29 protein-coding genes are annotated in these 25,631 nt (G+C 72.4%); 17 read left to right on the top strand and 12 right to left on the bottom strand.

From position 1 onward, the window contains the following. Positions 1-86 precede the first annotated feature (86 nt). Together IH48_RS0125035 and IH48_RS0125030 are read left to right on the top strand one after the other, a co-directional pair. Positions 87-308 (top strand): helix-turn-helix domain-containing protein, encoded by a 222-nt coding sequence (locus IH48_RS0125035; RefSeq protein ID WP_006123601.1) that lies wholly within the window; start codon positions 87-89, stop codon positions 306-308. A gap of 113 nt (positions 309-421) precedes the next feature. Continuing rightward, positions 422-1,228, top strand: coding sequence for an enoyl-CoA hydratase/isomerase family protein (locus tag IH48_RS0125030; RefSeq protein ID WP_030908945.1), 807 nt, complete (start codon positions 422-424; stop codon positions 1,226-1,228). Between the two features lie 283 nt (positions 1,229-1,511). Here the strand turns inward: IH48_RS0125030 and IH48_RS0125025 are convergent, their stop codons facing one another. Next, positions 1,512-2,246 carry a hypothetical protein gene (locus tag IH48_RS0125025; RefSeq protein WP_030908943.1) on the bottom strand — a complete coding sequence of 245 codons (735 nt, stop codon included), beginning with the start codon at positions 2,244-2,246 and terminating at the stop codon, positions 1,512-1,514. A 94-nt stretch (positions 2,247-2,340) separates the two neighbouring features. Between IH48_RS0125025 and IH48_RS0125020 the strand changes: the two genes are divergently transcribed. The 5 genes from IH48_RS0125020 (at position 2,341) to amaP (ending at position 4,804) form a co-directional block, all read left to right on the top strand. Beyond that, positions 2,341-2,862 (top strand): Asp23/Gls24 family envelope stress response protein, encoded by a 522-nt coding sequence (locus tag IH48_RS0125020; protein ID WP_051840548.1) that lies wholly within the window; start codon positions 2,341-2,343, stop codon positions 2,860-2,862. Positions 2,863-2,940: 78 nt separating this feature from the next. Then, entirely contained in the window at positions 2,941-3,150 is a 210-nt protein-coding gene (locus tag IH48_RS0125015) for a hypothetical protein (protein ID WP_030908939.1), read from the top strand. Between the two features lie 7 nt (positions 3,151-3,157). After that, positions 3,158-3,529 carry an Asp23/Gls24 family envelope stress response protein gene (locus tag IH48_RS0125010; protein ID WP_037843228.1) on the top strand — a complete coding sequence of 124 codons (372 nt, stop codon included), beginning with the start codon at positions 3,158-3,160 and terminating at the stop codon, positions 3,527-3,529. Next, the gene (locus IH48_RS0125005) at positions 3,526-4,161 is read left to right on the top strand and encodes a DUF6286 domain-containing protein (protein WP_078850013.1); all 636 of its coding nucleotides are present in this window, start codon (positions 3,526-3,528) and stop codon (positions 4,159-4,161) included. Before IH48_RS0125010 ends, IH48_RS0125005 begins: the two co-directional genes overlap by 4 nt. Before the next feature lie 52 nt (positions 4,162-4,213). Beyond that, positions 4,214-4,804, top strand: a complete 591-nt coding sequence (gene amaP, locus IH48_RS0125000) for an alkaline shock response membrane anchor protein AmaP (protein WP_030908934.1) — start codon at positions 4,214-4,216, stop codon at positions 4,802-4,804. Between the two features lie 311 nt (positions 4,805-5,115). On the opposite strand, the gene IH48_RS0124995 is transcribed toward amaP, so the two are convergent. Continuing rightward, the gene (locus tag IH48_RS0124995; protein WP_030908932.1) at positions 5,116-5,871 is read right to left on the bottom strand and encodes an SDR family oxidoreductase; all 756 of its coding nucleotides are present in this window, start codon (positions 5,869-5,871) and stop codon (positions 5,116-5,118) included. 64 nt (positions 5,872-5,935) lie between these two features. Next, positions 5,936-7,030: a DEDDh family exonuclease gene (locus IH48_RS0124990; protein WP_051840546.1), complete on the bottom strand. Its 1,095-nt coding sequence runs from the start codon at positions 7,028-7,030 to the stop codon at positions 5,936-5,938. Between the two features lie 97 nt (positions 7,031-7,127). Between IH48_RS0124990 and IH48_RS0124985 the strand changes: the two genes are divergently transcribed. Next, positions 7,128-7,847, top strand: a complete 720-nt coding sequence (locus IH48_RS0124985; protein WP_030908926.1) for a VIT1/CCC1 transporter family protein — start codon at positions 7,128-7,130, stop codon at positions 7,845-7,847. A gap of 14 nt (positions 7,848-7,861) precedes the next feature. Here IH48_RS0124985 and IH48_RS0124980 read toward each other — a convergent pair whose 3' ends face one another. Then, the gene (locus IH48_RS0124980; RefSeq protein ID WP_030908923.1) at positions 7,862-8,632 is read right to left on the bottom strand and encodes an SAM-dependent methyltransferase; all 771 of its coding nucleotides are present in this window, start codon (positions 8,630-8,632) and stop codon (positions 7,862-7,864) included. 281 nt (positions 8,633-8,913) lie between these two features. On the opposite strand from IH48_RS0124980, the gene moaA reads away from it, so the two are divergent. Continuing rightward, positions 8,914-9,903 (top strand): GTP 3',8-cyclase MoaA, encoded by a 990-nt coding sequence (moaA, locus tag IH48_RS0124975; protein ID WP_030908920.1) that lies wholly within the window; start codon positions 8,914-8,916, stop codon positions 9,901-9,903. A 4-nt stretch (positions 9,904-9,907) separates the two neighbouring features. Here the strand turns inward: moaA and IH48_RS0124970 are convergent, their stop codons facing one another. After that, positions 9,908-10,144, bottom strand: a complete 237-nt coding sequence (locus tag IH48_RS0124970) for a hypothetical protein (protein WP_030908916.1) — start codon at positions 10,142-10,144, stop codon at positions 9,908-9,910. Positions 10,145-10,366: 222 nt separating this feature from the next. Then, the gene (locus IH48_RS0124965) at positions 10,367-10,753 is read right to left on the bottom strand and encodes a DUF3099 domain-containing protein (protein WP_037843337.1); all 387 of its coding nucleotides are present in this window, start codon (positions 10,751-10,753) and stop codon (positions 10,367-10,369) included. Between the two features lie 214 nt (positions 10,754-10,967). On the opposite strand from IH48_RS0124965, the gene IH48_RS0124960 reads away from it, so the two are divergent. Then, the gene (locus tag IH48_RS0124960; RefSeq protein ID WP_030908910.1) at positions 10,968-11,246 is read left to right on the top strand and encodes a GlsB/YeaQ/YmgE family stress response membrane protein; all 279 of its coding nucleotides are present in this window, start codon (positions 10,968-10,970) and stop codon (positions 11,244-11,246) included. Between the two features lie 34 nt (positions 11,247-11,280). On the opposite strand, the gene tyrS is transcribed toward IH48_RS0124960, so the two are convergent. The 4 genes from tyrS to IH48_RS0124940 all read right to left on the bottom strand — a co-directional run bounded on the left by tyrS (position 11,281) and on the right by IH48_RS0124940 (position 16,576). Beyond that, positions 11,281-12,546, bottom strand: coding sequence for a tyrosine--tRNA ligase (tyrS, locus tag IH48_RS0124955; protein ID WP_030908908.1), 1,266 nt, complete (start codon positions 12,544-12,546; stop codon positions 11,281-11,283). A 79-nt stretch (positions 12,547-12,625) separates the two neighbouring features. Then, positions 12,626-14,029 (bottom strand): metallopeptidase TldD-related protein, encoded by a 1,404-nt coding sequence (locus IH48_RS0124950; RefSeq protein ID WP_030908905.1) that lies wholly within the window; start codon positions 14,027-14,029, stop codon positions 12,626-12,628. 91 nt (positions 14,030-14,120) lie between these two features. Next, a complete protein-coding gene (locus IH48_RS36355; protein WP_051840542.1) occupies positions 14,121-14,915 on the bottom strand; it encodes a hypothetical protein in 795 nt (264 codons plus the stop codon). A 134-nt stretch (positions 14,916-15,049) separates the two neighbouring features. Next, the gene (locus tag IH48_RS0124940; RefSeq protein ID WP_030908900.1) at positions 15,050-16,576 is read right to left on the bottom strand and encodes a TldD/PmbA family protein; all 1,527 of its coding nucleotides are present in this window, start codon (positions 16,574-16,576) and stop codon (positions 15,050-15,052) included. A gap of 226 nt (positions 16,577-16,802) precedes the next feature. On the opposite strand from IH48_RS0124940, the gene fabG reads away from it, so the two are divergent. Beyond that, entirely contained in the window at positions 16,803-17,522 is a 720-nt protein-coding gene (gene fabG, locus IH48_RS0124935) for a 3-oxoacyl-[acyl-carrier-protein] reductase (RefSeq protein ID WP_030908897.1), read from the top strand. Positions 17,523-17,526: 4 nt separating this feature from the next. Beyond that, positions 17,527-18,300 carry an enoyl-ACP reductase FabI gene (fabI, locus tag IH48_RS0124930; RefSeq protein ID WP_030908894.1) on the top strand — a complete coding sequence of 258 codons (774 nt, stop codon included), beginning with the start codon at positions 17,527-17,529 and terminating at the stop codon, positions 18,298-18,300. Between the two features lie 140 nt (positions 18,301-18,440). On the opposite strand, the gene IH48_RS0124925 is transcribed toward fabI, so the two are convergent. Beyond that, the gene (locus IH48_RS0124925) at positions 18,441-19,142 is read right to left on the bottom strand and encodes a FadR/GntR family transcriptional regulator (protein ID WP_030908891.1); all 702 of its coding nucleotides are present in this window, start codon (positions 19,140-19,142) and stop codon (positions 18,441-18,443) included. Positions 19,143-19,232: 90 nt separating this feature from the next. On the opposite strand from IH48_RS0124925, the gene IH48_RS0124920 reads away from it, so the two are divergent. The 4 genes from IH48_RS0124920 (at position 19,233) to IH48_RS0124905 (ending at position 21,685) form a co-directional block, all read left to right on the top strand. After that, positions 19,233-20,561, top strand: coding sequence for a CynX/NimT family MFS transporter (locus tag IH48_RS0124920; protein WP_234434382.1), 1,329 nt, complete (start codon positions 19,233-19,235; stop codon positions 20,559-20,561). A 4-nt stretch (positions 20,562-20,565) separates the two neighbouring features. Beyond that, complete coding sequence (locus IH48_RS37410; RefSeq protein WP_267885330.1) at positions 20,566-20,679, top strand: SGM_5486 family transporter-associated protein; 114 nt, start codon at positions 20,566-20,568, stop codon at positions 20,677-20,679. A gap of 173 nt (positions 20,680-20,852) precedes the next feature. Further along, entirely contained in the window at positions 20,853-21,089 is a 237-nt protein-coding gene (locus IH48_RS0124910; RefSeq protein ID WP_420705538.1) for a hypothetical protein, read from the top strand. A 77-nt stretch (positions 21,090-21,166) separates the two neighbouring features. Then, complete coding sequence (locus IH48_RS0124905) at positions 21,167-21,685, top strand: SixA phosphatase family protein (protein ID WP_030908882.1); 519 nt, start codon at positions 21,167-21,169, stop codon at positions 21,683-21,685. A 47-nt stretch (positions 21,686-21,732) separates the two neighbouring features. Here the strand turns inward: IH48_RS0124905 and serB are convergent, their stop codons facing one another. Further along, positions 21,733-22,980: a phosphoserine phosphatase SerB gene (serB, locus tag IH48_RS0124900; RefSeq protein WP_030908880.1), complete on the bottom strand. Its 1,248-nt coding sequence runs from the start codon at positions 22,978-22,980 to the stop codon at positions 21,733-21,735. 156 nt (positions 22,981-23,136) lie between these two features. Here serB and IH48_RS0124895 point away from each other — a divergent pair, with 156 nt between their 5' ends. Beyond that, complete coding sequence (locus IH48_RS0124895) at positions 23,137-25,620, top strand: FHA domain-containing protein (RefSeq protein WP_030908877.1); 2,484 nt, start codon at positions 23,137-23,139, stop codon at positions 25,618-25,620. The last annotated feature ends 11 nt before the right edge of the window (positions 25,621-25,631 follow it).

Genomic DNA, 25,631 nt, shown 5'->3' with positions numbered 1-25,631 from the left:
AGTGGACCTTGCCGAATGGGTGGCCAGGAACGCCGCTAGGGGTGATCATGAGAAGTCCAGAGCGCACTTCCCATGAGGAGGCACGGGTGGCCGAGACTCTGAAGAAGGGCAGCCGGGTGACCGGCGCCGCGCGCGACAAGCTCGCGGCAGACCTCAAGAAGAAATACGACTCCGGTGCGAGCATCCGGGCGCTGGCCGAGGAGACCGGCCGCTCCTACGGGTTCGTCCACCGGATGCTGAGCGAGTCCGGAGTGACCCTGCGGGGCCGCGGCGGAGCCACGCGCGGCAAGAAGGCCGCTTCGGCCTGACCACCCCGGTCCGGCCGGTGACCCCTGGGCGGTCGTGCGATCGCCCCGGTGGTTACTGTGCAGTCACTTAGCAGTGCTCGACGCTGTGCCGACTGCACGGACCGGAGGCCCGCATGACCGCATCGGAATCGCTCGATCCCGTTCCCGTAATCGACAAGGACGGCGTACAGCTCACCGTCGAGGAAGCCGTCGCCACGGTGACGCTGACCCTTCCGGCGAAGCGCAACGCACAGTCTCCCGCCCTCTGGCGGGCGTTGGCGGAGGCCGGGGCGTCACTGCCGGGCAGCGTCCGGGTGGTCGTGGTGCGCGGTGAGGGCATCTCCTTCTCCGCGGGGCTCGACCGCCAGGCGTTCACGCCTGAAGGGTTCGAGGGCGAGCCCTCCTTTCCCGACCTGGCACGCCTCGGTGACGCCGATCTGGACGCCACGATCGCCGGCTACCAGTCGGCTTTCACCTGGCTGCGCCAGAACGACATCCTGTCGGTCGCCGCGGTCCAGGGCCATGCGATCGGTGCGGGCTTCCAGCTCGCCCTCGCCTGCGACCTGCGGGTCGCCGCCGACGACGCGCAGTTCGCCATGCGCGAGACCAGCCTGGGCATCGTCCCCGACCTCGCGGGCACCCACCCCCTCGTGAACCTCGTGGGCTACGCGCGCGCGCTCGAAATCTGCGTGACCGGCCGCTTCGTCCATGCCGACGAGGCCGAACGCATCGGCCTCGCCAACCTCACGGTGGCACCCGCGGAACTGGACGCGGCGGTGGCCGACCTGACGTCCGCGCTGCTGTCCGCCCCGCGCGAGGCGGTCATCGAGACGAAGGCGCTGCTGAGGGGGGCGTCGACGCGTACGTACGCGGACCAGCGCGCCGCCGAACGGGCGGCCCAGGCGAGGCGCCTGCGCGACCTGGCGGGCCTCGGCGACTGACACCATCCGCGCGGCGGCGCGGCCTGGCCGGCGCGGACGACACAGGCGGGGAGGCCCGGCGCGGCGCGGAGGCTGCCGACGGCGCGGGAGGCGGACGGCCGCACAAGGCGCGTGCCGCCCCGTCGAGGAAACCAGCAGCAGCCTCCCGTGCCCCGGCAACGCGCACGCGGCTCGCGGTTGCCCGCGGCAGGGCGGGCGTCCGGTGGGGAGCCCACCTCCTGCGGCGACGGGCCATGCGGCGGTCCGACGTGGAGCGCCGAGTCGCGGACGCCCGCCGCGCGGCTCATTCCGCCGCGTCCACCCGCACCCCCACGCCCGTGACGACCACGGCCACCGAAAGCGCCTCGGGCCTCACGCGCGCCAGCGCCCCCCGCACGTGCCTGGCGACGTCGAGCGGCCTGTGTCCCTGGGCCGTCGCCAGCTCCACCCTCAGGTGCCCGTCGGAGTCCGTGACCCCGCCGCCCAGCGCCCTCGTCAACCCGGCGACCCCGTCCACGTCCGTCACCCCGGGTACGTCGTTCGGGTCAAGAGGGCTCCAGCTTCCGGCTGTCTGCCGCTGAGCGGGCCGCGCGGCCCGCTCAGCGTCGTCGTCCCGCAGCCCCGTCACCCGCAGGTCGACCCGCACCACCTGCAGCCCCAGCTCGCGCGCGTGCGCGAACAGCGCCGCGCGCAGCCGCTCCGCCACCGCGGGCAGCGGTTCGTCCCTGCCCGGCTCGAAGTCCGCGTCGATCCTCAGCGGACCGGGCGGCAGCGCGCTCGGCGGCGCGGGCGCGGGCGGTGCCGCCCCGGTCGGGGGCTGCGCCCCGGCGGTGTCCGCGAGGCCGACGCGGATCCGTCCGAGGCCGGCCTCCGCCCACACCGCCGACCGCAGCGCCCCCACGGCCGCGCTCTCCGCGAGCCATGCGCTGTCCTCGGCCGCGCCGAGCGGAAGCAGCCTGCCGAGCCCGAGCCGCCGCCTGACCCCCGCCTGCCACCCCTCGGTGCCGCTCGTGCCGCTCGTGCCGTGCGCAGTCGTCATCGGCCCAGCCTGCCGCATACGCCGCGCGCCGTGCGGAAAGCACACCTACCGTGAGGGCGAGAGTGTGAAATCGCCCGGGAAGGGACGAATCGTTATGCCTGACAACACTCCACGTGACCAGTTCGGCTCGACCGGCGCCGGCGCCGGCGCCTCCGGCTCAGCGCCGTCGTCCTCGCAGCAGTCCGGGTCGTCAGGGGCATCCGGAAAGCGCGGGCCTGGCGACCCCGCCTCCCGAGGCCGTACAAGCATCGCCGACGGCGTGGTCGAGAAGATCGCCGGGCTCGCGGCGCGCGACGTCGTCGGCGTGCATGCCATGGGCAGCGGGGCGTCGCGAGCGTTCGGCGCCATGCGCGAGCGCGTGCCGGGCGGCGGCAGCAAGTCGGTCACCAGGGGGGTCAAGGCGGAGGTCGGCGAGGTGCAGACCGCGCTCGACCTGGAGATCGTCGTCGACTACGGCGTACCGATCGCCGACGTCGCACGCGACGTACGGGAGAACGTCGTGAACGCGGTCGAGCGGATGACAGGACTCGAGGTCGTCGAGGTCAACATCGCCGTCAGCGACGTGAAGCTGCCGGACGAGGACGACGACGAGGACCAGGACTCGCGGCTGCAGTAGCGAGCGGCCCGTGAACACCCACAGCGACAGCAACCCGGTGGCCGTCAGGCCGCACGGGGCCAGGGAGCGGAGTACGTGATGAGCATGGCGGTGGCGGGCCTCGCGGCGGGCATGGCACTGGGGTTCGCCGGGTATTTCGGCGGCTTCGGCGCGTTCGTGGTGGTGGCCGTGCTCGGCGCGATCGGCTTTCTCGCCGGCCGGTTCGCCGACGGCGATCTGGAGCCCGGCGACTTCTTCCGCAGCCGTCAGGGCCGCGGCAGCAGCGACCGCGACGACCTGCGGCGGTGACGGCGCGGTGACGACGGTCCACACGACGCCGGCGCCCCTCGACGTCCCGCCGGCGGAGCGCGGCTCGGTCACGATCGCGGACCGGGTCGTCGCGAAGATCGCGGCGCAGGCGGCGCGCGAGGCGCTCTTCCACGGAGTGCCCGAGGGCGGCGACGCACCGCATGCGGTGGTCACCGTGCACAAGAACAACGCGCGCGTGCGCGTCGGTGTCGAACTCGACTACCCGTCCGACATCGGGGCGCAGTGCGGCGCGGTCCGCCGCAGCGTCTCGGAACGCGTGAACCGTCTGGCGGGGATGCGGGTCCCCGAGGTGGAGGTCCGGGTCGAGCGGCTGCACTCGCCGCACTCACGCACCACGGCGGGCGGGGGGCCGCGATGAGCGGGGAGCGCCCCACGGAGACGTTGCCGGTCGTGCGTGGCATCCACCAGGAGGACGGCGGCGCGCACCAGGGCGTCCACGAGCACCGCGGGGCGGGCCGGTTCTGGTCGTCCCGCCGCGTCCCGGCGGCGATCGTCGCCGCGGTGGTGCTCGGCGCGTCGGGCCTGCTCCTGTACGACGTGGTCTCGGTGCGTGCGGGCGGCCCGGCGATGTACTGGCGCCGGTGGTTGGCACACGCCCTGGCCGGGGAGCATCTCGACGCGATCTGGGTCATGGCGGGCTCCGCCGCGGCGATCGCCGTGGGCCTGTGGCTGATCTGGCTGGCCGCCACGCCCGGCTTGCGCGGGGTGCTGCCGATGCGGCGCCATGTCCCCGGCGTGCGCGCCGGCCTCGACAGGGACGCGGCCGCGCTGGTGCTGCGTGACAGGGCCATGGAGGTGTCCGGCGTGCAGTCCGTTCGGGTGCGGATGAAGCGTCACAAGGTCAAGGCACGTGCGCGGTCGCACTTCCGCCCGCTGGACGACGTGCGCTCCGACCTGGAGGCGGCGCTCGCCGAAGGTGTCGGCGACCTCGGCGTGGCCAAGGCCCCCTCGGTCGCCGTCCGGGTACGCAGGCCGGCGAAGAAGGACTGACGGGCGTGGGCGACGAAGGACTGGTGGGCGACGAAGGGATGGGTGACGGCGCATGTTCCGGCTGCTGCGGCTCGTGAACCGGCTGCTGCTCGGCCTGGCGGGTCTCGTGCTGCTCTGCGCGGGCGTCGTGGTGCTGGCAGTGGGCACGGAGCTGTCCGTGCCGTCCTGGTGGCCCTACAGCGGCCCGCACGACGTCCTGCTCAGCCGCGCGGACCGCTACCGCTGGCGCGGCGAGGGCTGGTGGTGGCCCGTGGTGATCGCGGTCCTCGCGGTCCTCGTCGTCCTCGCACTGTGGTGGCTGCTGGCCCAGCTGCGCCGGGCCCGGCTGTCCGAGGTGCTGGTGGACAGCGGCGACGGGGAGGGCGCCCGGGTACGCGGGCGCGCGCTGGAGGAGATGCTGGAGCGTGAGACCGAGGCGGACGACGGCGTGGCACGCGCGCGTGCCCGGCTGACCGGACGCAGGCGGCGGGCGCCCGCCGTGCGGATGCGGGTGCTGCTCGAACCGTACGCCGCGCCCGAGCGGACGATCGCGCGGGTGGCGGACGACGCGCTCGCGCACGCGCGCGATTCGGCGGGTCTCGACGCGCTGCCCGCCGAGATCCGCCTACGCGCGGCGCGGCACGGCGCGGAACGCGTCCGCTGACCCGTCCGCTGACGCGCCGTGCGTCCGGGCGGGTCCCTGTCAGGCGTCAGAGCCATCTGCGCGCCGCCGCCACGCCGTGCACGGCGTGGCCCTTGCGAACCGCCGGTCCTCGCAGGCCCGGACGCGACCACAGGCCGGTAGCCCGGTCGCTGCGGCCCTCGACGGGCCGAAGGCACGCGGCGTCCGAGGGCGGTAACCGCCGCATCGGCCCCGAACCTCGGCCGCTTGCGGGACCTCCGCCCCTTCGCGGCGGACCGGCGGCCCGGCGGCGGCCGGTGCGCCGCTTCGGCGCCGCGACGCGCGACGGGTCGTCAGAAGCCCCGCCGGGCGCCGCCGTCCACCGGGACCATCACGCCCGTCAGGTACGACGCGGCGGGCGACAGCAGGAACGCCGCCACGCGGCCGAACTCCTCCGGCGTCCCGTACCGGCCCAGCGGGATGCGCGACGCCTGCGCCGCGCGCGTCGCCTCCGCGTCGCCACTCAGCGCGTCGAGCTCGCGCACCCGGTCGGTGTCGATCCGCGAGGGCAGCAGACCCACCACCCGGATCCCGCGCGGCCCGATCTCGTTCGCCAGCGACTTGGCGAAGCCCGCGAGCCCCGGCCTGAGTCCGTTGGAGATCGTGAGGCCCGGGACGGGTTCGTGGACGGAGCTCGACAGGACGAAGCCGATCACGCCGCCCTCGCCGAGCTCCTCCGCCGCGGTGCGCGCCATGCGCACCGCCCCGAGGAAGACCGACTCGAACGACGCCTGCCACTGCTCGTCGGTGTTGTCCACGGCCGAACCGGGCGGCGGACCGCCCACACTGATGAGCACCCCGTCGAACCCGCCGAGCCGCTCCTTCGCCGCGTGCACCAGCCGCTGGGCCGTCGCGGGATCGGCGTTGTCCGCCGCCACACCCAGCGCCCCCGAGCCCAGCTCCGCCGCGGCCTCCGCGACGCCCTTGCCGTCCCGGCCGGAGACGACCACCTTCGCGCCGTCGTCAGCGAGCGCCTGCGCCGCGGCCCTGCCGAGCCCTCGCGTGCCGCCCGTGACGACGTACACGCGGTCCTTCAGTCCCAGATCCATGCCGACATCGTTACCACGCGCGCGGGCGGACCGTGACGGCGAGCCCCCGCCCAACCGCCCCGGCTCAGCCCTCCCAGAGCGTCATCTCCCGCGGCGCCGCCTCGGCGGCAGGGCCAGGCGCGGGCCGCGGCACGGCGGCGACCGGCCGCGGCGGCTCCGGCTCGGGCCCCGGAGCCGGTTCGACGGACTGCAGCAACTGGCAGAACGCGGCCTCGTCCACCACGGGCGTCCCGTGCGCAGCGGCCTTGACTACCTTCGACGTGGCCGACCCCGGGTCGTTGGTCACCAGCAGGCTCGTGAGCCGGGAGACGCTCGACGCCACGTGCAGCCCCGCCTCCACGGCCCGGTCCTCAAGCAACTCCCGGTCGACGGACGTGTCGCCGGAGAACGCCACGCGCATGCCCTGCGCCAGCGCCCCGCCCGGCTCGTACCGCCCGGGGTTGGGGAAGGGGCACGGCGGACGCTTGCGCGAGGGCCGCCAACTGCCGGGCCCGTACGCGTGCCCCGCGGCCTGGCCCGCGGGGCGGTAGCCGACGCGCGGACGTGACGGGCCCTGCGCCCACTCCGTCAGCGGGCGGCACTCGAGCAGCGGCAGGCGCACCCCGCCGCGCGCCGCCGCGTGCAGGCTCGGCCGGAACGCCTCGGCCAGCACGCGCGCGTCGTCGAGCGCGTGGTGCGCGTGGCGCTGGACGACGCCGAAGTGCGCCGCCAGCGACTCCAGTTTGTGGTTGGGCAGCGGGAGGCCCAGCTCCTTGGAGAGCGCGATGGTGCACAGCCGCTGCCGGGTGGGCGCGGTGAGCTCGGCGCGCGCGTACTCCCTGGCGATCATCGACCAGTCGAAGACCGCGTTGTGCGCGACGAGCACGCGCCCCTCGAGCCGGGCGGCGAACTCCCCGGCCACGTCGCGGAAGAGCGGCGCCGACTCCAGCACATCACTCGTCAGGCCGTGTATCCAGACGGGTCCGGGATCGCGCTCCGGGTTGACGAGCGTGTACCAGTGGTCCTCCACCTCGCCCAGCGCGTCGAGGCGGTAGACAGCGGCGGAGATGATCCGGTCGTCGCGTGCGAGGCCGGTGGTCTCCACGTCGACGACCGCGTAACCCCGGGGGTACGCGGCCGGCCATGGCGCTGCTGTCGTGCGGTCGTCGAGCATGGTCACAGAGGATACGGGCCCGGACTGACAGCCCGGAGGCCGCCCGCCGGGCGCACCGCGCCCGGTGCGCCGCGCCGGGCCCGCCGGATGAGACGCTCCCGCAGTGACGAACACGAACGCGGCTCACGACGAGCCGCACGGTGCAGGGTTGAGCTCGCGGCTCAACTGGTTGCGGGCCGCGGTGCTCGGCGCCAACGACGGCATCGTCTCGACGGCCGGGCTCGTGGTGGGTGTCGCCGGCGCGACCCCGCAGCGCGCGGCGCTGCTGACGGCGGGCCTCGCGGGACTGCTCGCCGGGTCCATGTCGATGGCGGCGGGGGAGTACGTGTCGGTCTCCACGCAGCGCGACTCGCAGAAGGCCGCACTCGCGGTGGAACGCCGAGAACTGCGTGAGCAGCCCGAGGAGGAACTCGCCGAGCTCGCGGGGCTGCTGAGGGAGCGCGGGCTCTCGGACGACGTGGCACGCGAGGCGGCCGAGCAGCTCACCAGGCGCGACGCGCTCAGGGCGCACGCGAGCGAGGAACTCGGCATCGACCCCGACGGGCTCACCGACCCCTGGCACGCGGCCGGCGCCAGCTTTCTGGCCTTCACCGCGGGCGCGCTGCTGCCGCTGCTCGCGGTCGTGCTGCCACCGCAGGGGTGGCGGCTCACCGTGACGGTGCTTTCGGTGCTCGCCACGCTGGCGCTGACGGGCTGGGGTAGCGCGCGCCTCGGCGCCGCACCGGTCGGCAGGGCCCTGGTGCGCAACGTGGGCGGGGGCGCGGTCGCCATGGCCGTCACGTACGCGGCGGGCTCGCTGCTGGGCGCCGCGGGCGTGGGGTGAGCGGCGCACGCCGTTCAGGGCTTGCGGGCGACACCCACATAGACGGCGCTCGGCTCCGGCGCGTCCGCGTCGTCCTGGTGCCACTCCGGCGCCGTCACCACGCCGGGCGCCACGAGGTCGAGCCCGTCGAAGAACCGCGCCACCTCCTCGCGCGTGCGGGACTGCGAGGAGATGCGGCTCGCGTACGTACTGGCCAATTCGGACGTCGAATCGGGGAAGCGCTCCAGGCTCGCGTGGGACAGGATCAGCCTGCTGCCGGACGGCAGAGCCGCCACGAGCGTCCTGACGATGCCGTACGGGTCCTCCGCGTCGACGACGAAGTGCAGCAGCGCGATGAGCGAGAGGGCGACGGGCTGCTCGAAGTCGAGGAACGAACGGGCGTGGTCGAGGATCCCGTCCGGCTCGCGCACGTCGGCCTGGATGTAGTCCGTCGCGCCCTCAGGCGCGCTCACGAGCAGCGCCTCGGCGTGCCTGAGGACGATCGGGTCGTAGTCGGCGTAGACGACGCGTGCCTTCGGGGCGACGCGCTGTGCGATCTGGTGCAGGTTGGGCTCCGTCGGTATCCCGGTACCGATGTCGAGGAACTGCCGGATCCCCGCCCGCGCGGCCTGGGCGACGGCGCGCCGCATGAAGGCCCTGTTCTGTTGGGCGCCGGTGCGCAGGAACGCGGGAAGCCGTTCGCCGAGCTCCTGGTCCACCGGGTAGTGGTCCTTGCCGCCCAGCATGTAGTCGTACACGCGTGCGGGATGGGGCCTGCTGGTGTCGATCCTGGTCTGGGGCGGCATGCTCGCATCTCCGGGGGCGGCGGCGGTCGCTGACGGTCGTGCCGGACGCAGTGTGTCACACCAAGTGCCCCACGGGCAGGGAGCGTTGCCCACGCGTCCGTGCAGCGGCGCCGGCTCCCCGCATGCTCGCCATCCGTCCTGTTCGCGGGGGGCGCCCCGCGCCGCGTCGTAGGGTCCTACGACGCGGCGGAGGATCCCGTCATACCAATCGGCCCCCATCCGCTGTCGGCACTCTGACGTAGGCTCGAAGGGCCGGAACAGCGATATTGGGAGGCCCCACTGTGCTCGTCGACACGTATGGGCGGGTCGCGACCGACCTGCGGGTCTCGCTCACGGACCGGTGCAACCTGCGGTGCACCTACTGCATGCCGGAGGAAGGCCTGCAGTGGCTGGCCAAGCCCGACCTGCTCACCGACGACGAGATCGTGCGCCTCGTCGACGTCGCGGTGTCGCGTCTGGGGATCAGGGAGGTCCGCTTCACGGGCGGTGAGCCCCTTCTCAGGCCGGGTCTCGTCGCCATCGTGGAGCGCTGCGCCGCACTCGCCGCGCGGCCCAGGATGTCGCTGACGACCAACGGCATCGGGCTCAAGCGCACGGCCCACGCGCTCAAGGCGGCAGGCCTCGACCGGGTCAATGTCTCGCTCGACACGCTGCGGCCCGACGTCTTCAAGACCCTCACCCGCCGCGACCGGCACGCGGACGTCGTCGCGGGCCTCGAAGCGGCCCATGACGCCGGCCTCACACCCGTCAAGATCAACACGGTGCTGATGCCGGGACTCAACGACGACGAGGCGCCCGACCTGCTCGCCTGGGCGGTCGAGCGCGGCTACGAGCTGCGCTTCATCGAGCAGATGCCGCTCGACGCGCAGCACGGCTGGAAGCGCGAAGGCATGATCACCGCGGGTGACATCCTCACCTCGCTCCGTACCCGCTTCACCCTGACGCCCGAGGACGAGAGCGTGCGCGGCGCCGCGCCCGCGGAGCGCTGGATCGTGGACGGCGGTCCGCACCGCGTCGGCGTCATCGGGTCCGTCACCCGCCCGTTCTGCGCGGCCTGCGACCGTACCCGCCTCACGGCCGACGGCCAGATCCGCACGTGCCTGTTCGCCACCGAGGAGACCGACCTGCGCGCCGCGCTGCGCTCCGGGGCCGGCGACGAGGAGATCGCGAGGATCTGGAAGCTCGCCATGTGGGGCAAGAAGGCGGGCTCGGGCCTCGACGACCCGTCGTTCCTCCAGCCGTCCCGGCCGATGTCCGCGATCGGCGGCTGACGGGTCAGGAATCGCTTCCCCGCTGCCGCGCCTCCCACTCCGCCGTCGTCACCACGTCCTTGAGGAAGCCCCGCACGCCGAGGAACGACGACAGGTGCTCCCGGTGCCCGTCGCACGCGAGCCACGTCTTGCGCCGCTCCGGCGTGTGCAGCTTCGGGTTGTTCCAGGCGAGGACCCAGACGGCGGAAGCCGTGCAGCCCTTCGCCGAACAGACGAGTGCGGGAAGGTCTTCGGAAGTCACTCCGCCAGCGTAGCGACGCCCGTTCCGGGCCGGACCTGCGGGGAAAGACAAACGACGCCGAGCAGCCACGGGGGGAGCTGCCCGGCGTCGGTCCGTCGCTCCGACGGGGGATGCGGAGCGCCTTCCAAGTATGTCACGCGGTGTTGCCCGCCCGGAGCCGAACCCCACGATTGGTGCGAGTACTTGCCGGGGCCGCCGCGCCCGGGCACCCCCGCGGCGTGGTCACCGGCGTGCGGCGGCCCGATCATCCGGTGCCTCGGCATCCCCGGCGGGACGGTCGCCCTCTCCCGTTGACGGTGCAGGCGTCGTCGAGCCGTCGGTGATCATCGGGGGTGTCGGTGCCGACACGAACGTCGACGGCAGCCTCGTGGCGTTCTCCCGGCCCCCGTTCGCGATCACCACGGCCACGTAGGGCAGCAGCAGTCCCACGACCAGCGTGACGAACGCGATCGGCCGCTCCACGTTCCACAGGACCACCGTGAGGATCACCGCGACCGTGCGGATGCTCATCGAGATGACATACCGCCGCTGCCTGGCCCTGACGTCCTCCTGGAGGCCCGCACGGGCACCGGTGATCCGGAAAACCCCGTTGCCGTCGCGCTTCCGCATCACTGTCATCACCCGATTCATGGTCGGACCTGCCCCGGTCCTGACACCTTCACGGTACGCCGTGATCTCCCGGTCATCGACGGGGGAGTCCCCATTCAGCGTGGAATTTCCGGCGCGCGCGACCACGTACGGCCCGCCCGGCATGCGGGGCACCTACGGCCGCAGCACACTGGCTCTGCGATGCGCGGCCCCCGCGCCGCGCGAGGAGGCGTCCATGCACTGGTTGTGGGTCATCGTCGTGGGTCTGGTGCTCGGCCTGATCGCCAAGGCGATCATCCCGGGCAAGCAGCGCATCCCGCTGTGGCTCACGGTCGTCTTCGGCATCCTGGGCAGCATCCTCGGCAACGCCGCCGCGGGCTGGCTCGGCGTCGCCGACACCCGGGGGGTGGACTGGACGCGCCACGCGCTGCAACTGGCCGGTGCCGTCCTGATCGTCTTCGTGGGGGACATGCTCTGGGCGTCCGTACGGGGCAGGCGGCGCGAGCGGGTCTGACCGCCCGCGCCCGCCCGCGGGTGCCCGGGGGCCGTCAGGCGCCGGTGACCTCGACAGCGGCCAGGTTCCTCTTGCCCCTGCGCAGCACCAGCCACCGTCCGTGCAGCAGGTCGCCGGCGTCCAGGGCCGCGTCGGCGTCGGCGGCCTTCGCGTTGTTCACGTAGGCGCCGCCCTCCTTGACCGTCCGGCGTGCGGCCGACTTGCTCGGCGCGAGACCCGTCTCGGTGAGCAGGTCCGCGATCGTCGCCGAGCGCGTGACCCGCGCGGACGGCAGCTCGGCGAGCGCGGCCCGCAGCGTCGCCTCGTCGAGTCCCGCCAGGTCGCCCTGGCCGAACAGGGCCTTCGACGCGGCGATCGCGGCGGCGCACTGGCCGGCGCCGTGCACCAGCGTCGTGAGCTCCTCGGCGAGCGCGCGCTGCGCCGCGCGCGCCTGCGGACGCTCGCGCGTCTGCTCCTCCAGCTCTTCCAGCTCCTCGCGCGACCTGAAGCTGAAGATCCGCGCGAACCGGGAGACGTCCCGGTCGTCCGTGTTGAGCAAGAACTGGTAGAAGGCGTACGGCGAGTACATCTCCGGGTCGAGCCAGATGGCGCCGCCCTCGGTCTTGCCGAACTTCGTGCCGTCCGCCTTGGTCAGCAGCGGCGTCGCCAGGGCGTGCACGGACTCGCCCTCGACGCGGTGGATCAGGTCGACCCCGGCCGTGAGATTCCCCCACTGGTCGCTGCCGCCGGTCTGCATGGTGCAGCCGTGCTGCTGGTACAGCCTCAGGAAGTCCATGCCCTGGAGGATCTGGTAGCTGAACTCCGTGTAGCTGATGCCCTGGTCGGAGTTGAGGCGGCGGGAGACCGCCTCCTTGGAGATCATCTTGTTGACCCGGAAGTGCTTGCCGACGTCCCGCAGGAACTCGATCGCGGACAGCCCGGACGTCCAGTCGAGGTTGTTCACCACGATCGCCGCGTTCGGCCCCTCGAACGCGAAGTACGGCTGGAGCTGCCGCCTGAACCGGTCGACCCAGTCGGCGACGACCTCGGGAGCGTTCAGCGTGCGCTCCGACGTCGGCTTCGGGTCGCCGATCAGCCCCGTCGCGCCGCCCACCAGCGCCAGCGGGCGATGACCAGCCTGCTGGAGGCGGCGGACCGTGAGGATCTGCACGAGGTTGCCGATGTGCATGCTCGGCGCGGTCGGGTCGAAGCCGCAATAGACCGTGACGGGACCGTCCGCGAACGCCTTGCGCAGTGCGTCCTCGTCAGTGGACACGGCGAGGAGGCCGCGCCACTGCAGGTCGTCGACGATGTCCGTCACGGTGCTCATGTCTCCTCTTGAAGGGGATCAAAGCCCCCGGAGAGGTCCGGAGGCTCGTATCCGATTCTAGACGGCCGTCTCACACGCCCTTGCTGACCGAGCTCATGTTGAAGTCGGGCACGCGCAGCGGCGGCATCGCGGCCCGGGTGAACCAGTCGCCCCACTCGCGCGGCAGCGTCCGCTCCGTACGCCCGGCCTCCGTGACGCGGGACAGCAGGCCGACCGGCGACTCGTTGAAGCGGAAGTTGTTGACCTCGCCGACGACCTCGCCGCCCTCCACGAGGTAGACGCCGTCCCTCGTCAGCCCGGTGAGCAGCAGCGTCGCCGGGTCGACCTCGCGGATGTACCACATCGACGTGAGCAGCAGCCCGCGCTCCGTGCCCGCCACCATCTCGTCGAGGGAGCGCTCACCCACGCCCTCGCCGAGGCCGTCGAGCACGAGGTTTCCGATGGGCGGCGCCACCGGCAGGCCCGTCAGACCGGCGCTGTGGCGCGTGGTGACCAGCCGGTCGAGGCGGCCCTCCCTGATCCAGTTCGTGGCCGTCAGCGGCAGGCCGTTGTCGAAGACCGACAGGTCGTCGCCCGACGCGTGGGCCACGACGAACGGCGCGCACTCCAGGCCGGGCTCGTCGGGGTCGCTGCGCAGCGAGAGCGGCAGGCCGGTCAGCCGCTCGCCGACGCGCGTGCCGCCGCCGGGCCTGGAGAAGACCGTGCGGCCCTCCGCCGCGTTACGCGCCGCGGACGACCACAGCTGGTAGATCAGCAGGTCGGCCACGGCGGTCGGCGGCAGCAGCGTCTCGTACCTGCCCGCCGGCAGCTCCACCTTGCGTTTCGCCCAGGCGAGGCGGCGCGCCAGCTCCTCGTCGACGGCGAGCGGGTCGATGTCCGCGAAGTCCCGGGTCGGGTGGCCGGCCCAGGCGGACCTGGTGCCGCCGTGGGACTTGGCGTTCATCTCGAGCGTGCCGCTCGGCTGGTCGTGGCGCAGCCGCACGCCCGTGGAGGTGCCGAGGTAGGTCGACGTGAGCTCGTGGTTCGCGAAGCCGTACAGCTCGCGGCCCTGCTCGCGGGCGCGGGCGAAGGACTCTCCGAGGCGCGGCGCGAAGGCGTCGAAGACGGCGGACGTGGTCAGGACCGGGGCGCCCGTGAAGTCGTCGGACGCCTCGTCCCCGTCGATCAGGGGACGCGCGTCGTCGGCGGGCGCCGCGGTGCGGGCCGCGGCCTCGGCGGCCCGCACGAGCGGTTCCAGGTCATCGGCGGTGACGGCGGAGCGCGAGACGACGCCCGACGCGGCGCCCCGCGCGCCGTCGACCGTGGCGACGACCGTCAGGGACCTGCCGCGGGTGACCCCGTTGGTGGTGAGCGCGTTGCCAGCCCAGCGGAGGTTGGCCGAGGAGTGCTCCTCGGCGATCACGACGCAGCCGTCGGACGTGGCCAGGGCGAGGGCGCGTTCCACGATCTCGTGCGGTTTGCTGACAGCGCTCATCGCCCGGCCTCCTGCGTCGTGTGCGGACTGTGGACTCTACGTGGCGCGGCGGCGCCACCGGGAGGCCGCCGGACCGGAATCCGGACCGGAATCACGAATAGGCGGGGAACGCCGTGGTGTTGGCGAACGTCGCATAGCCCTCCGCGTAGTGCCTGCGGTGCCTGCCCGGCTGGTTGTCCTCCGCCGCGTGGCTGTGGCTGTCGTGGACGACCTCCGGCTCCATGCCGAGCCTGCCCTCCTCGGCGAGCGTCTGGGTGCGCAGGAGCAGCGACCTCAGGTCGAGGCCGAGTTCGGCGGCGACGGTGTGCAGGTCCAGGTTGGATCTCCAGCTCCACACCAGGACGGAGTCCATGCTCGGCGACCACGACACGGTGTTCTCCGAGTCGAACTCGTGGGCGCCCTGCGCCGTTTGTGACGCGGGAGTCGGAAGCAGCGTCTCCCTGCGCTGGTGCGGCAGGGGGGAGGGCGACTGTGCCTCCGGCTCCAGGGCAGGATCCTGGGGCTGCTGTGCCGTAGCGCCCTGGCCAAGGGCGAGCGCCAGCGGCGAGGTCGTCTCCTGCGGCTGCTGCGGCGCCGTGGCGGCGGGCACTTCGGCGCCGTCCCGGTTCGCCGGCTGCGGCGGGCGCGCGAGCAGTTCCTGGGCCACGTCACGCGCGTCCGTCTTGCCGACCGTCCGGCGTGCGAGGCGCACCTCGCGCTCGCCGAGGCCCATCAGGTGCGCGACCGTCCCGTCGTCGCCGACGGTGATGGCGAAGGCGGCGAGCGTCCGGCTGCGCTCGACCTGCCGCTCGTCCAGGACGGCCTGCGCCTGGCGTACTTGTTCGTCGCAGGCGCAGAACGCCTCGGCGAGCACGGCGTTGCGGTCCCAGTAATCGCGTGGCTCCATAAGGGCACTAACGGGGCCAAGTCGCCCTCAGTGACCCGTGTGCCGAAATGCAACTCGAAGAGACCAATAGTGCACATCTCCGATGATAGGGAACGAGCGGTGCGCCGGGGGTGATGCGCCGACGGGGGCTGCCGTCACGGACGCCCGCCCTCCTCGGCCGTGTTGAGGATGTTCACGTTCCTGAACAGGGCGGAGGGGCAGCCGTGCGAGACGGAGGCGACCTGGCCCGGCTGGGCCTTCCCGCAGTTGAAGGCGCCACCCAGCACGTACGTGCGAGGCCCGCCGACCGCCTCCATGGAGCCCCAGAAGTCGGTCGTCGTGGCCTGGTAGGCGACGTCGCGCAGCTGGGCCGCGAGCCTGCCGTGCTCGATGCGGTAGAAGCGCTGCCCGGTGAACTGGAAGTTGTAGCGCTGCATGTCGATCGACCAGGACCGGTCGCCCACCACGTAGATGCCGTCCTCCACGCCGGCGATCAGGTCCTGCGTCGACACGTCGGCGGCGTCAGGGCGCAGCGAGACGTTCGCCATGCGCTGCACCGGGACGTGGCCGGGGGAGTCGGCGTACGCACAGCCGTTGGACCGCTCGAAGCCCGTCAGACGGGCGATCCTGCGGTCCAGCTGGTAGCCGACGAGCGTGCCGTCCCTGACGAGGTCCCACGACTGCGCCTCGACGCCCTCGTCGTCGTACCCGATCGTGGCCAGGCCGTGCTCCGCCGTCCTGTCGCCCGTCACCTGCATCACCGGCGAGCCGTACGCCAGCGAGCCCAGCCGGTCGAACGTCGCGAACGACGTGCCCGCGTACGCCGCCTCGTAGCCGAGCGCGCGGTCGAGTTCCGTGGCGTGGCCGACCGACTCGTGGATTGTCAGCCACAGGTTGGACGGGTCGACCACCAGGTCGTAGCGGCCGGCCCGGACGCTCGGCGCCCGCATCTTCTCCGCGAGCAGCCCGGGGATGCGCTCCAGCTCGCCCTCCCAGTCCCAGCCGGTGCCCCGCAGGTACTCCCAGCCGCGCCCCGCCGGAGGCGCGAGCGTGCGCATCGAGTCGAACCCGCCGCTCTCGGCGTCCACGGCCACGGCCGTGAGCACCGGGTGCAGCCGGACGCGCTGCTGGGTCGTGACCGTGCCCGCCGTGTCCGCGTAGAACTTGTTCTCGTGGACCGTCATCAGCGACGCGTCCACATGTGCGACGCCGTCCGCGCGCAGCAGCCGGGCCGACCACTCCGCGAGCAGCCCGCTCTTCTCCTCGGCGGGCACCTCGAAGGGATCGATCTCGTACGACGAGACCCATGTGCGCTCGGCGTGCACCGGCTCGTCCGCGAGCTCGACCCGCTCGTCGGAACCGGCGGCCGCGATGACACGCGCGGACAGCCTCGCCATGGACACCGCCTGCGATGCCACGCGCGCCGCCGCGTCCGCCGACAGGTCGACGCCCGAGGCGAACCCCCAGGCCCCGCCGTGCACCACCCGCACCGCGTACCCCAGGTCGGTCGTGTCGGACGAGCCCGACGGTCTCGCGTCCCGCAGCCGCCAGGACGCGTACCGCACGCGCTCGAAGCGGAAATCGGCGTGTTCGGCCCCGAGCGAGCGCGCCCGGGCGAGCGCTGCGTCCGCCAGCGAACGCAGCGGCAGTTCAAGGAACGACTGGTCTACCTCATGGCGCACAGCGGCCACTCCCCGGTTCCGGCACGGCATCGTGTATGCGGCAGTCAACATCGTGCATCCGGCAGTGAACCACGAGCCACCGACAGCGCGCCCGTGGCCGAACGGGCGGGAACTGTAGGTTTCCGACAGAGAGGGTCTCCCGGCCCTGTCGGGGGGCGATCCCCGGTCGCGGCCCGCCAACCGATAGATTTCCCGGGTATCCGCACCGCTAGTGAAAGGTGGACCGTTGAGCCGCTCGGTTCTCGTCACCGGAGGAAACCGAGGCATCGGGGCTGCCATCGCGCGCGCCTTTGCCGCCGGTGGCGACAAGGTCGCCATCACGTGCCGTTCGGGCGAGCCGCCCGAGGAGCTCACCTCGCTGGGCGTGCTGCCCGTGCGCTGCGACATCACGGACGCGGAGCAGGTGGAGCAGGCCTACAAGGAGATCGAGGAGAAGCACGGCCCCGTCGAGGTGCTGGTGGCCAACGCCGGCATCACCAAGGACCAGCTCCTGATGCGGATGTCCGAGGAGGACTTCACGTCCGTGCTCGACACCAACCTCACCGGCGCCTTCCGCGTGGTCAAGCGCGCCAACCGCGGCATGCTGCGTGCCAAGAGGGGCCGCGTCGTGCTGATCTCGTCCGTCGTCGGCCTGATGGGCAACCCGGGCCAGGCCAACTACGCCGCGTCCAAGGCCGGCCTCGTGGGCTTCGCGCGCTCCCTCTCGCGGGAGCTCGGCTCCCGCAACATCACCTTCAACGTCGTGGCGCCCGGGTTCGTGGAATCCGACATGACCGCCGTGCTCGGCGACGAGCAGCGCGAGTCCGTACTCGGGCAGGTGCCGCTGAAGCGCTTCGGACGCGCCGAGGAGATCGCCGCCACCGTGCGCTTCCTCGCGTCCGACGACGCCTCGTACATCACTGGAGCCGTCATCCCCGTTGACGGCGGATTGGGCATGGGTCACTGATCACATGAGTGGAATCCTCGCCGGCAAGCGCATCCTCGTGACCGGTGTCCTCACCGAGGCGTCCATCGCCTTCCAGGCCGCCAAGATCGCCCAGGAGGAGGGGGCTGAGGTCATCCTCACCGGCTTCGGCCGCCTCTCCCTCGTCGAGCGCATCTCCCGCCGGCTGCCCAAGCCCGCGCCCGTCATCGAGCTGGACGTCACCAACCAGGAGCACCTGGACGGCCTGGAGGCCAGGGTGCGCGAGCACCTCGGTGAGGACGCGAGCCTCGACGGTGTCGTGCACTCGATCGCGTTCGGCCCGCAGGGTGTCTTCAACTTCCTGGAGGCCGGGTGGGACGACGTCGCCACGGCCGTGCACGTCTCCGCGTACTCGCTGAAGTCCCTGACCATGGCCTGCCTGCCGCTCATGGAGCGCCGCGGCGGCTCGGTCGTCGGCCTCACCTTCGACGCCCAGGTCGCGTGGCCCAAGTACGACTGGATGGGCGTCGCCAAGGCCGCGCTCGAGTCGACGAGCCGCTACGTCGCCCGTGACCTCGGCGCGAAGAACATCCGGTGCAACCTGATCTCCGCGGGCCCCCTCGGCTCCATGGCGGCCAAGTCCATCCCGGGCTTCAGCGAGCTGGCGGACGTCTGGAACGACCGCGCCCCCATCGGCTGGGAGCTGAGCGACCCGGAGCCCGCGGGCCGCGGCATCGTCGCGCTGCTCTCGGACTTCTTCCCCCGCACGACGGGCGAGATCGTGCACGTCGACGGCGGCGTGCACATGATGGGCGCCTGACCGCACCGGCGACTCGCGAAAGCCCGGCACCTCCCCGCGCACCTGCCCCCGGCGGATCCTTCCGCCAGGGGGCGGGCAGGAGGCGGCCGGGCTTCGTGACGCCGCCGCGCCGGTACGCGGACCGGCGCCCGCATCCGTGGTCAGCCACGAGCCGGCGCGTGCTCCGGCAGCGCGTACTGGGGCAGGCAGTTGAGCGCGTAGGCCGCCGCCTCGGCGGCTGCCGCCTCCGCGTCCCGCGCCCGCAGCGCGTCCACCAGCGGGGTGTGGTCCATCAGCTCCCGCTGGGCGAGCGGCCCTGTGACGTGGTCGCGCAGCGCCTGGCGCAGGAGGTCCCCGAGGTCGGCGTAGAGCGCCGTGAGCACGTCGTTGTGGGCCGCGGACACCACTGCGAGGTGCAGCGCCGTGTCGGCGGCGACGAACGCCTCCTTGTCCCGCGCGTCCCACGCGCTCTCGCGCCGACCGAGCAGCGCGTCGAGCTGGCGCAGGTCGCGTTCCGTGCGGCGCTGCGCCGCGAACCTCGCAGCCGACGACTCCAGGGTGGCGCGCGCCTCCGCCACGTGGTGCGGATCGGTCCCCGCGAATCTGCGGTGCATCACACCGGCGAGCTCGCTCGTCGCGGCGACATACGTGCCGGAGCCCTGCCTGATCGCCAGCAGCCCGGTGTGCGCGAGCGCGCGGACGGCCTCCCTGACGGTGTTGCGTGCGACGCCGAACTGCTCGGCCAGCTCCGGCTCCGTGGGGATGCGGGAGCCGACCGGCCACTCGCCCGAGGTGATCTGCCCGCGAAGCTGGGAGATCACCTGGTCGGAGAGCGCGGAACGCCGGGGGGCGGAGAGCGGCATGGGTCCTCGTCTCATACGCGAAACGGACAACAGCGATAACACGGACAACCGTATGGACAACCAATCATCCCATGATTCTATGATGGTGTCATGTCTGACGACGCACATGCCATGACACGCGGCACCGAAACCACGGAAGCGCTCGATCCGGCCCCGGTGCCTGCCGCCGGTGGCCCGGGGGACCATCAGGCGGCGCGACGCGCAGCGTGGGTGGCGCCGTTCGTGGCGGTCAGCATGTTCCTCGCGGCCCTCAACCTGCGCCCCGCGATCGGCAGCCTCGGTGCGCTGCTCGAAGAGGTGCGCGACGGGCTCCACATGAGCGGCAGCGTCGCGGGCGTCCTGACCTCCGTGCCCCCGCTGTGCTTCGCCGTCTTCGGCTTCGCCGCTCCCCGGCTCGCCCGGCGCTACGGACCGGGCGCGATCGTCTGCGCGGGCCTCGCAGCCGTCACCGCCGGGCTGCTGATCAGGCCGTTCGTGCCGAGCACGGTGCCGTTCCTGCTGGCGAGCGCCCTCGCGCTGGCCGGCATAGCCGTGAGCAACGTGCTGATGCCGGTGATCGTCAAGCGGTACTTCCCCGACCGCGTCGGCACCATGACGGGTCTCTACTCGATGGCCCTCTCGCTCGGCACCGCGGGCTCGGCCGCCGCCGCTGTGCCGCTGGCCCACGCACTGGGCGGCTGGCGCAGCGGTCTCGCGGCGTGGGGCGTGCTGGCGGCGGTCGCGCTGGTGCCCTGGCTGGTGCTGGTGCGGGACCGCAGCGGGTACGGGGAAAAGGCGGCCGGCAAGGAGGCGGGCGGCGCGTCCGCCGGGCCGGCGCGCGACGTCCTGCCGAGCCTGCTGCGCAGCCGCACCGCCTGGTCGCTCGCGGTCTTCTTCGGTCTCCAGGCCACCGGGGCGTACATCACCATGGGCTGGATGTCCCAGCGCTTCAGGGACGCGGGCGTGTCCGCGGGCACCGCGGGCGTGCTGCTCGCTGTGATCATGGTGATGGGCGTGCCGCTGGCGTTCGTCATACCCGGCCTGGCCACCCGCCTCAGCCACCAGGGGCCCATCGTCGTCGTGCTGTGCGTCTGCGGCCTGGTCGCCATCGGCGGGCTGTACGCGGCTCCTGTGGGCGGGGCCTGGGTGTGGGCCGTGCTGCTCGGGGTGTCCAACTGCTCGTTCCCCCTGGCGCTCACCATGATCGGCATGCGGTCGAGCAGCGGTCAGGGCGTCGTGCGGCTGTCGGCGTTCGCGCAGTGCACCGGCTACCTGATCTCGATCCCAGGACCGCTGCTCGTCGGCGTCCTGTACCAGCACAGCGGCGGCTGGACCTGGCCTCTCGCGCTGATGGGTGGGCTGCTGGTGCCGCAGATGGTGGTGGGCTGGTTCGCGGGACGGGACCGGACGATCGAGCGCGAGGCCGGAGTGGGAGACTGATTCCATGCCCGTACTTGACCCCTCCCCCCAGCACAGTCAGCGCAAGCTCCTCTCCGTCTTCGGAGCCATCTTCGGCATCCTGGTGATCATCGGCATCGTCGCGTCGTTCGCCTCCTGACCTCCTGACCTCCTGACCGCCTGACCGCCTGGCCTTCCGACCTCCCGCCGGATCGCCCGATTGCCGGCTTCCGATGGTGGTGCTGGCCCCCCTGTCCCCTAGGGGGCAAGGGTCAGGGTCGAGTGGGTGGATCACCGGATAGGAACGGCGGCCCGCGGTCCGTAGGTTCTTTCGTGACGGGATTCGTCGCGGAACGGACGACCACGGAGGCGGTCATGTCGGCGTACTGCCGAGTACCTCAGAGCACGGACAGGCGGGGAGCGCGGCTGCCGTGGTGGGCCGTGGTGCTCCCTTCGGTCGCCTTCTTCGCCCTGCTCATGGTGGCGGTCAACCCTTCGCAGGCACACGCGGCGGGCGGGGGCGACGTGCTCGCGCGCCTGGTGTGGCAAATACGGATGCTGCTCCCGTAGGGCGTGCGATGCCCGGGCCCTGGCCGGGACATCAACTCCCTGCGCCAGGGTGCGCGTTTCGTGGGAAGCTGGACTGCATGAGCGCCGACACACCCCGCAGGATCGTCCTACTCCGGCATGCGAAGGCCGATTGGCCGCAGGTGTCCGACCACGAGCGGCCGCTGGCCGAGCGAGGCCGCTTGGAGGCTGCCACGTCCGGGCGCCGGCTCTCCGACACGGGCATCGGCTTCGACCTCGCCCTCTGCTCCACCGCGACGCGCACCCGGGAGACCTGGAAGCTCGCCGTGCACGAGCTGCCGCACCGCCCGAAGACGGTGTACGAGGAGAGGCTGTACGAGGCGTCGCTCGGCGATCTGCTCGCGCTGGTGAACGAGACCCAGGACGAGGTCGCGGACCTGCTCCTGATCGGCCACAACCCCGGCATGCACGCGCTGGCGGACGTGCTGGCGGCGAGCGCGGAAGGGGACGCGCTGGCGCGCATGACGCAGGGCGGATTCCCCACGGCGGCGTTCGCGGTGGTCGGGTTCGAAGGCAGCTGGAAGTCCGTGGAACACGGGGTGGGACGCCTGCTGGACTACTGGGCGCCGCACGACTGACACGGCGGGTGGCGCACCCGCGGGTCCGGCGGGGGCGCCACCCTCGTTCACAGGCCGTCGTCGGACTCGTCCGCGGATTCGACCTCCTCGCGGCTGATCCCCAGCAGGTACAGCACCGTGTCGAGGAACGGCACGTTGACGGCGGCGTGCGCCGCCGCCCGTACCAGCGGCTTCGCGTTGAAGGCCACGCCGAGGCCGGCGGCGTTCAGCATGTCGAGATCGTTGGCACCGTCACCGATCGCAACTGTCTGCGCCAGCGGCACACCGGCCTGCTCGGCGAACGTCCGCAGCAGGCGCGCCTTGCCGGCACGGTCCACGACCTCCCCGACCACGCGCCCGGTGAGCACGCCGTTCTCGATCTCCAGCGTGTTCGCCGCGGCGAAGTCGAGACAGAGCTCTTCCCGCAGCGCGTCCGTGATCTGCGTGAAGCCGCCCGACACCACGCCCACCTGGTAGCCGAGCCGTTTGAGGGTGCGGATGAGGGTGCGCGCGCCCGGGGTGAGGCGCACGTCGGCCCGCACCTTGTCCACGACGGACACGTCGAGTCCGGCGAGCAGCGCGACCCGCTCGTGCAGGGACTCCTCGAAATCGAGCTCGCCCCGCATGGCCCTCTCGGTGACCGCGGCGACCTCGGCCTCGCACCCCGCGTGCGCGGCGAACAGCTCGATCACCTCGTCCTGGATCAGTGTGGAGTCCACGTCCATCACCACCAGTCGCCGGGCCCGTCGCTGGAGCCCCGCGGACACCACCGCCACGTCCACACCGATGTCGGCCGCAGTGGTGGCGAGCGCGGTGCGCAGCGGATCCGTCGCCACGCCCGACACCGCGAACTCCACGGCCGTCACGGGGAGCTTGGCCAGCCGGAAGATGCGGTCGATGTTGCCGCCGGTCCCGGTGATGCTGGCCGCTATGGCCGCCGTGGACTGGGCCGTCAGCGGGTTGCCGAGCACCGTGACGTGGGAACGCCCGCTGCCGCGCGGCCTGTTGTCGCCCGTGCCGGAGAGGATCTCGGCCTCCAGCCGCAGGGACTCGGCCCAGCTGTGGACCGTCGCGCGCAGCGCGCCCTCGCTCGTGCCCACCTGCGCCGGCGCGGTGATCAGCGCGCACAGCACGATGCGGCCGCGGGTGACGACCTGCTCGATGTCGATCACGTCGACCGCGTAGGCGGCCAGTGTGTCGAAGAGTCCCGCGGTGATGCCGGGACGGTCCTTCCCGAAGATCTTGACGAGAAGTGTGCGGACGCCGTCGGCCGACTCGCTGGTCGGCGGGGGCTGCGTGGGCTCCGGTGCGCTCATGGTGCGTCCACCGTATCGGGCGGTGGGCTGGGCCGGGACGGGCGTTCCGCCCACCGGACGCACCCGGCTTTCCGATATGGGCCGCGGCCTGAAATAGTTCGCCCCGATGTTCACTGTCCCCGGCTCCCGCGAGCCGGGGTACCTCGGGGGAACCACATGGGGCATGGAGTGCCTGAACTCGTACTGGAATTGAACGGAAGGTCCTGGACGCTGGACCCGTCCAGGTCGTACACGCTCGGCCGGGATCCGGCGAGCGACCTCGTGGTCGACGACGCGAGGGTCTCCTGGCGGCACGCCACCGTCGCCCGGGACGGCCGCGGTTGGGCGATCGAGGACCACGGCAGCACCAACGGGACGTACGCGGAGGGCAGGCGCGTCCAGCGGATGGAAGTCGGCCCCGGCAGCGCACTGCGCCTCGGCAATGCCACCGACGGGCCGCTGCTGACCCTGACCGCCGCCGCGCGGCCGGTCGCGACGGCGTCCGCGGCACAGGCGTCCGCGTACCCTTCGCCCGCCGCACAGGCGCCGGCGTACCAGGCGCCCGTCGCACAGCGGCAGATGCCCGTGCAGCAGCCTCCGCAGGGCGGGGGGCCTGTGCCCCGGCAGCAGGACGGGCAGCCTGCGCCCGGCGACCGCAATCCCACCACCTTCCACCAGGTGGCGCTCGGCCGGGTGATGCGCATCGGCCGTGCCCTGGAGAACGAGCTCGTCGTCTCCGACCTCCAGGTCTCCCGGCTGCACGCGGAATTCACCGCCACGCCCGACGGCCGGTTCGAGATCCACGACCTCGGCTCGCACAACGGCACGTACGTCAACGGCGAGCGGATCCCGAAGTCCGGCACCGTCTCGATCGGCCAGGGCGATGTCGTCGGCGTCGGCCACTCGGCGTTCCGGCTCGTCGGCGACCGTCTGGAGGAGTTCGTCGACACCGGTGAGGTGTCGTTCTCCGCGCGTCACCTGACGGTGACCGTGGACGGCGGGAAGCAGATCCTCAAGGACGTCTCCTTCGGCGTGCCGGAGAAGTCGCTCGTCGGCGTCATCGGCCCTTCGGGCTCCGGCAAGTCGACGCTGCTGAAGGCCCTGACCGGCTACCGTCCTGCCGACCAGGGCGATGTCCTGTACGACAACAGGAACCTCTACAAGCAGTTCGCCGAGTTGCGCCGGCGCATCGGGCTCGTCCCGCAGGAAGACATCCTGCACAAGGAGCTGTCCGTCAAGAGGGCCCTCAAGTACGCGGCCAAGCTGCGCTTCCCCGGCGACACCGCGGAGGCCGAGCGCGCGGCCCGCATCGACGAGGTGCTGCGGGAGCTCAAGCTCGACATCCACAAGGACAAGAAGGTCAGCTCGCTCTCGGGCGGCCAGCGCAAGCGCGTCTCCGTCGCCCTCGAACTGCTGACCAAGCCGTCGCTGATCTTCCTCGACGAGCCGACGTCGGGGCTCGACCCGGGCATGGACCGCGACGTGATGCAGCTGCTGCGCGGGCTCGCCGACGACGGCCGTACGGTCCTCGTGGTGACCCACTCGGTGGCGGAGCTGGCGATCTGCGACAAGCTGCTGGTGATGGCTCCCGGCGGCGCCGTCGCCTACTTCGGGCCGCCCGGGGAGGCGCTCAACTTCTTCGGCTACACCACGTGGGCCGACGTGTTCTCCGCGTTCGAGAACTACCGGGACTACGACTGGGCGGGCCGGTGGCGCGGGTCGCAGCACTACCAGCTCTACGCGGCCGACCTCGACGCGGTGGCCCCGCAGGACGCGAGCATGGTGTCGGTGCGGCAAGCCAGGCCGCCGAAGCCGCAGACCTGGGGCGCGCAGCTGATGACCCTGATGCGCCGGTACCTGTCGGTGATCGCCTCCGACCGCGGGTTCATGGCGCTGATGGTGGTGCTGCCGGCCGTGCTCGGCATCGTGAGCCTCGTCATCCCGGCCGACTTCGGCCTCGGCGCACCCGACAGCCACCACGCGTTCAACAGCGACGCGGGCACGATCACGTTGATCCTCGCCGTCGGCATGTGCTTCTCGGGCGCGGCCAACTCCGTGCGTGAGCTGATCAAGGAACGGGTCATCTACGAGCGCGAGCGCGCCACCGGCCTGTCCCGATCCGCCTACCTGATGTCCAAGGTGATCGTCCTCGGGCTGATCACCGCGGTCCAGGGCGGCATCATCTGCGGCATCGGCTTCTCCACCCGTCCGATGCCGACACAGGGGCTGATCATGCCGCCGGCCGTGGAGATCTGCCTCGCGATCATCTCGCTCGGCCTGACCTCGATGATGGTGGGCCTCGTCATCTCCTCGCTGGTGAAGACGGCGGAGAAGACCATGCCGCTGCTGGTGATGTTCGCCATCGTGCAGGTGGTCTTCACCGGCATCCTCTTCCGCGTGTACGGGACACTCGGCCTGGAGGAGTTCGCCTGGCTGATGCCTGCGCGCTGGGGTGTCGCGGCCGCGGGCACGACGCTCGACCTGTCGCACCTGATGCCGCCCTTCGGCAAGGACAACCCGACGGACCTGGACCCCCTGTGGGCCCACACGGCCTCCCAGTGGGCGACCGACGTCGGCGTGCAGCTGCTGCTTGCCGCGGTCTGCGTCTTCGTCGTCGCGCGGCTGCTGCGACGGCACGAGCCCGAGGTCATGCGCAAGTAGCCGGGAGCGGC

It is taken from the genome of Streptomyces sp. NRRL F-5126 (assembly GCF_000721265.1).
GTDB lineage: Bacteria > Actinomycetota > Actinomycetes > Streptomycetales > Streptomycetaceae > Streptomyces.
Note: the sequence above shows the minus strand (reverse complement) of the source record. Positions and strands in the feature narration are given on the sequence as shown.